We start from the raw sequence: 6,369 nt of genomic DNA on the forward strand, positions 1-6,369 counted from the left end.
CGTCGAAGATGACCCACGCCGGGCTGTTCACGTGGCGTGCCTGAGCGGGCCGGAACCAGGCGGCGCGGGCCTTCGCCGCGGCCCTGCAGTGCGTGAGCCCCGACCGCGCCCTCGGCGGAGCCCCCGGCTGCGGGTTCTGCGACGGCTGCCACACCGCGCTGCTCGGCACCCACGCGGACGTCAACACGGTCGCCGCGGTCGGCTCCGAGATCCTGGTGAAGGACATGCGGGACACGGTCCGCAAGTCGTTCACCGCCCCGGCGAACGGCCGCTGGCAGATCATCCTGGTCGAGGACGCCGAGCGGCTGAACGAGAAGTCGGCCAACGCCGTTCTCAAGGCCGTTGAGGAGCCCGCCCCCCGCACGGTCTGGCTGCTGTGCGCCCCCTCCATCGAGGACGTCCTGCCGACCATCCGCTCCCGCTGCCGCCACCTGAACCTGCGCACCCCGTCCGTCGGAGCGGTCGCCGACACGCTCGTACGCCGCGACGGCGTCGAACCGCAGGTCGCGCAGGCCGCCGCCCGCGCCACCCAGGGCCACGTGGACCGCGCCCGGCGCCTGGCCACCGACCCGGCGGCCCGTGAGCGCCGCGCGGCCGTGCTGAAGCTGCCCCTGCGCCTGGACGAGGTCGGCGCGTGCCTCAGAGCCGCCCAGGAACTGGTCGACGCGGCCGCCGAGGACGCCAAGCAGCTCGCCGAGGAGATGGACGGCAGGGAGTCCGAGGAGCTGAAGGCGGCGCTCGGCGCGGTTCAGGGCGGCCGGCTGCCGCGCGGCACGGCGGGGGTGATGAAGGACCTGGAGGACATGCAGAAGCGCCGCAGAACCCGTACGCAGCGCGACAGCCTCGACGTCGCCCTCGGCGACCTGACCGCCTTCTACCGCGACGTCCTCGCCCTCCAGCTCGGCTCCCGCGTGGCGATCGCCAACGCCGACGCCGAGGACGCGCTGGAGCGGCTGGCCCGGGGCAGCAGCCCGGAGTCCACCCTGCGCCGCATCGAGGCGATCGCCGACTGCCGCGAGGCCCTGGACCGCAACGTGGCCCCGCTGCTGGCGGTGGAGGCCATGACCATGGCGCTACGGGCGGGGTGAGGACCGCAGCGGAGGACGACAGCAGGGAGCGGCGCCGCAGGGCGGACCGCTTGCCGGGGGACCGTCACTGGGAGGCCGACCGACGATGTCCCTGGTACGAAGCCGCCGACACTGTCCCTCGTACGAAGCCACTTCGCGTACGCAACGCGTCCGAGGCATCGCTCAGCGTTACGCTCGTCTGATGCACACCAGGCCATCCCCCGGCACCCGGACACCGGCCCGTCTCGCGGCCGCCCTCCTCATGGCCGCAGCCCTGCTCCTGTCCGCCTGTTCCTCCGGCAGCTCGACCACATCGGCGAGCAACGCGGCGGACGCGGTACTGGCCGCGCTGCCGAGTTCGACGCCGTCGGCGCTGACGCCGTACTACACGCAGCGGCTGCAGTGGCGCAGCTGCGGCGTCCCCGGTTACCAGTGCGCGACGATGAAGGCCCCGCTGGACTACGCCAGGCCGGGGGCGGGCGACCTGCGGCTCGCCGTCGCCCGGAAGAAGGCCACCGGCACGGCCACGCCCCTCGGCTCGCTGCTGGTCAACCCGGGCGGCCCGGGCGGGTCGGCGATCAACTATCTGCAGCAGTACGCCGGCATCGGCTACCCCGCCGAGATCCGCGCCCGCTACGACATCGTCGCGATGGACCCGCGCGGCGTCGCCCGAAGCGAACCCGTCGAATGCCTCGACGGCCCCCAGATGGACACGTACACGCAGACCGACCTCACCCCCGACGACCAGAGGGAACGGAACGCCGTGGTCACGGCGGACCGGAAGTTCGCGGAGAGCTGCGACGCCCGCTCCGCGCGCCTGCTGCGCCATGTCTCCACCGTCGAGGCAGCGCGGGACATGGACATCCTGCGGGCGGCCCTCGGCGACCCGAAGCTGAACTACCTCGGAGCGTCGTACGGCACGTTCCTCGGGGCGACGTACGCCGGCCTGTTCCCGAACCGGGTGGGCCGCATGGTCCTGGACGGCGCGATGGACCCCTCCCTCGACGCCTTCAGGATGAACCTGGAGCAGACGGCGGGCTTCGAGACGGCGTTCCAGGCCTTCGCCAAGGACTGCGTACGGCACTCGGACTGCCCGCTCGGCGGCAAGGGCGCCACGCCCGCACAGGTCGGCGACGCCCTCAGGGCCTTCTTCCGCAAGCTGGACGCCCACCCCATCCCGGCGGGCGACGCGTCCGGCCGCAAGCTCGGCGAGGCGCTGGCCACCACCGGCGTGATCGAGGCGATGTACGACCAGACGACGTGGGGGCAGCTGCGCGAGGGGCTGACCTCGGCGATGAAGGAGAACGACGGCGCAGGCCTGCTCGCACTCGCCGACACCTACTACGAGCGCGACGCGAAGGGCCACTACAGCAACCTCATGATGGCCAACGCCGCCGTGAACTGTTTGGACCTGCCGCCGGCCTTCGCCGGGCCCGCGGCGGTGGAGAAGGCGGTGCCCGCCTTCGAGAAGGCGTCCCCGGTCTTCGGCGAGGGGCTGGCCTGGGCCTCGCTGAACTGCGCGTACTGGCCGGTGAAGGCCACCGGAGAACCCCATCGCATCGTGGCGAAGGGTGCGCCGCCGATCCTGGTGGTCGGCACCACGCGCGACCCGGCGACCCCCTACCGCTGGGCCCGTTCCCTGGCCCGCCAGCTCGCCTCGGGCCGCCTCCTGACCTACGTCGGCGACGGCCACACCGCCTATGGCCGCGGCAGCGCCTGCATCGACTCCGCGATCGACACCTTCCTCCTCCACGGCACCCCGCCACCCGTCGGAAAGCGCTGCTCGTAACCCCCCGGCCGGCCCCGGAGCCGCCCGCTCCGGGGCCGGTACGAAGCACCCTTGGAAACTGTGTAGACTTACCGATGTTGCTGATCGCACCATTGGTGCAGGCAGCGCGCCGCTTTAGCTCAGATGGCCAGAGCAACGCACTCGTAATGCGTAGGTCTCGGGTTCGAATCCCGAAAGCGGCTCCATAGAAGCCCCGGGTTGGACTTTTCGGCCTGGGGTTTTCTCGTGTCCGGGTGACGTCGGGGCCGCTGGGCCGAGCCCTTGCCCAGGCTCGGAGACGCCGCGGGGCTCCTGGGTCATGCGGGGAGCCGGGGTTCGTCTTTCACAGGCAAAGCGCCGCAAAAAGGATGCAAAGGCGATCGGGGTCCGGCGAACCCACGGACCTGGGGCAACATCTTGGTGAACGATGGGCAGCGCGCGGTCAGGGCGCGGTGCCGTCGCCGGCCGGATGGGATGAGGGACGTGGTGGAGCCGAGGATCGCCGTCGCCGTGGTGACCATGGGCAACCGGCCCGCCGAGGTCGACGCCCTGCTGGAGTCGGTGGCCAAGCAGGACGTCGCCCCCGCCCGCATCGTGATCGTCGGCAACGGCTGCCGGCTGCCCGAGTTCGCCGCCCGGCTCTCCCTGCCCGGCGAGGTCACCGCCATCGACGTGGACGAGAACCTCGGCTGCCCGGGTGGCCGGAACGTGGCCCTCGCCCGGCTGCGGGAGTTCGGTGACGTCGACGTCGTCGTCGAGCTGGACGACGACGGGCTGCTCGTCGACGCCGACGTGCTGCGCCGCGTGCGGGACCTGTACGCCGCCGACCCGCGCCTCGGCATCGTCGGCTTCCGTATCGCCGACGAGCACGGCGAGACCCAGCAGCGGCATGTGCCGAGGGTCGGCAAGTCCGACCCCCTGCGTGGCGGGTACGTCACCGGGTTCCTGGGCGGCGGGCACGCCCTGCGCATGTCCATGCTGGCCGAGACGGGGGACTGGCCCGCCGAGTTCTTCTTCGCGCACGAGGAGACGGACCTCGCCTGGCGGGCCGTCGACGCCGGCTGGAAGATCCGTTACTCCCCCGAGCTGCTCCTCCAGCACCCCAAGACCTCACCGGCCCGGCACGCCATCTACTACCGCGTCAACGCGCGCAACCGCGTCTGGCTCGTCCGGCGCCGGCTGCCGCTGCCGCTCGTCCCGGTGCACCTCGCCGTGTGGACCCTGCTCACCCTCGCCCGCACCCGCTCCTCGGCCGGTCTGAAGGCGTGGTTCGGCGGGTTCCTGGAGGGGCTGCGGGAATCCCCCGGCGAACGGCGCCCCATGCGCTGGCGGACTGTGTGGCGGCTCACCCGGCTCGGACGTCCCCCCGTGATCTGACCGGCGGTCGGCGGCTGGTCGGTGGCGCGTCCGCCGGGGGAGCGCCCCGGAAAGAAGAACGGGACGCAGCCCCGGTCGTTCACCTCCGCCGACCGGGGCTGTGCGTCCCCGGATCCGGCCTACGGCGACACTCCCCCGAGTTACGCGACATACGCGCGCGCCGTCGGGCCAGATCCGATGGAATGATCACATCAGGACGCGCCAACGGATCGCTAACATGTGGCCAACGGTTCGTCGGCAGGTCGCGGACCGGTTGGCCGGAAGTCGCCGAGCGGCAGCGGAAACAGGCTGCTGGACAGGGCCTTCCGGAGCCGCGGCGGCATGCAGAAGGTGGCGGGAAACCGTTGTGGACAGGACGGAATTCCGCCAGGGAACGACGGGCGCGGGCCCGTCGCGGAGCATGGTCGGCCCCGACCGCGCGGGAAGGCAGTGGTGCGGCGTGATGCGGCGGTGCGAGCTGCGGTTCGGACTGCTGGGACCGCCGGTCCTCTACGACCGACCGCCGTACGGTATCTCGTACAACACCCCTGACCCGATCGCGAACGACGCCCCCACCCCGGCCTCCTGTGACCCTCTCGGCCCTCCGCAGCAGGCCGCCGTCCCGGACGGCAACCCGGACGACGCCGTCCGGCCCATCGGCAGCCCCAAGGTGCGCGCCCTGCTCGCCGCGCTGCTGCTGGAGTCCGGCCGGGTCGTGTCGGTCGAGTCGCTGAAGGACGCCCTGTGGGGCGGGGCGCCGCCCGCCTCCGCGCAGGCATCCCTGCACAACCACGTCACCCGGCTGCGCCGGCTCCTGGACGACCCGGAGCGGCTCAGGGCCGTACCGCCGGGCTATCTGCTGCGTGTCGATCACGGCGAGTTGGACGTGCACGTGTTCGACGCCCGGGTCGCCGAGGCGCGCGCCGCGCACGCCCGGCGCGACTGGTCCGGTGTCGCGCGGGCCTGCACGGCCGCGCTCGCGCTCTGGCGCGGTACCCCGCTCAGCGGGCTCCCCGCCGACCTCGGCGGCTACGCCCTAGTGCAGCGCCTGGAGGAGGCGCGGCTGCTCCTGCTGGAGTGGCGTTACGACGCGGAGGCCGCGCTCGGCGGGGCACGGCTGGCTGCGCTCATCCCCGAGTTGGCGGCCCTGGTCGCGGAGCATCCGCTGCGCGAGGCGTACCACCGGCAGCTGATGCTCGCCCTGCACCGCACCGGCCGCCAGGCCGAGGCCCTCGCGGTCCACCGTGATCTGCGCGCCCACCTGATCGAGGAACTCGGCATCGAGCCCGGCCCCGCGGTCCGCGAGGCGCATGTGGAGGTGCTGCGGGGGAGCGACGGCACGGCGACCGCGCCGGCGCCGCCCGAGGGGGAGGGGCACGCCGACCTGCGGCGGCCGGCCGAAAAGGCCCTCAAGGGCGAGGAGTTCGGCGACGACCTGGCGTCGGCCGGTGGCGGGGAGCCGCCGGTCGTTCCCGGCTCCGCGCGCGAAGGGAACCCGGCCGCGCGGCAGACCCCGCGCCCGGCCCAGCTCCCGGCTCCGCCCGCCCACTTCACCGGCCGGGCCGAGGCGCGTCGCGCGCTGCGGCAGGCGCTGACCGAGCCGCCCGCCCCGGCCCCCGCCGTCGCCGTGATCTCCGGCATGGCGGGCGTCGGCAAGAGCGCGCTCGCCCTGGATGTCGCGCATGAGCTGCGGGAACGTTTCCCTGATGGCCAGCTCTACGTGAACCTGCACGGCGCCACGCCCGGCATGGCTCCGCTCAGCTCCGCGCAGGCGCTCGCCGCGCTGCTGCGGGACCTCGGCGCCGAGCCCCGCAACATCCCCGAACACCCGGACGCGGCCGCTGCGTTGCTCCGCTCACTGCTCGCCCCCACCCGCATCCTGCTGGTGCTGGACGACGCGGCCAGCGCGGCCCAGGTACGGCCTCTGCTGCCGGCCGGGCCGGGCTGTGCGGTGATCGTCACCAGCCGCTCGCCGCTGACCGCCCTCGACGGCGCCCGGCGCTTCCCGCTCGGCCCGCTGACAGGCGAGGACAGCGCGGCCCTGCTGCGCGCGGTGAGCGGCCGCGAGGGGCTGGACGCCGGGCACGCCCAGCTCGACTCGTACTTCCAGCAGGACGCCACGCCCGACAACGCCGCCGAGCGCGCCCAACTCATCGATCGCACCAAGCAGTTCAACGC

Annotated in this window: 3 protein-coding genes, 1 tRNA gene and 1 pseudogene; all 5 read left to right on the forward strand. The window is 73.3% G+C overall.

From position 1 onward, the window contains the following. Positions 1-1,088 (forward strand): annotated as a pseudogene (locus ACWEN3_RS38590) (DNA polymerase III subunit delta'); the annotation flags it as partial. Between the two features lie 181 nt (positions 1,089-1,269). Further along, a complete protein-coding gene (locus ACWEN3_RS38595) occupies positions 1,270-2,856 on the forward strand; it encodes an alpha/beta hydrolase (RefSeq protein WP_452981043.1) in 1,587 nt (528 codons plus the stop codon). A 108-nt stretch (positions 2,857-2,964) separates the two neighbouring features. Beyond that, a tRNA-Thr gene (locus ACWEN3_RS38600) sits at positions 2,965-3,041 on the forward strand. A 277-nt stretch (positions 3,042-3,318) separates the two neighbouring features. After that, entirely contained in the window at positions 3,319-4,212 is an 894-nt protein-coding gene (locus ACWEN3_RS38605; protein ID WP_452981046.1) for a glycosyltransferase family 2 protein, read from the forward strand. A 442-nt stretch (positions 4,213-4,654) separates the two neighbouring features. Continuing rightward, on the forward strand, positions 4,655-6,369 hold a 1,715-nt coding region (locus ACWEN3_RS38610), incomplete at its 3' end, for a BTAD domain-containing putative transcriptional regulator (RefSeq protein ID WP_452981049.1).

It is taken from the genome of Streptomyces sp. NPDC004561, assembly GCF_053602155.1.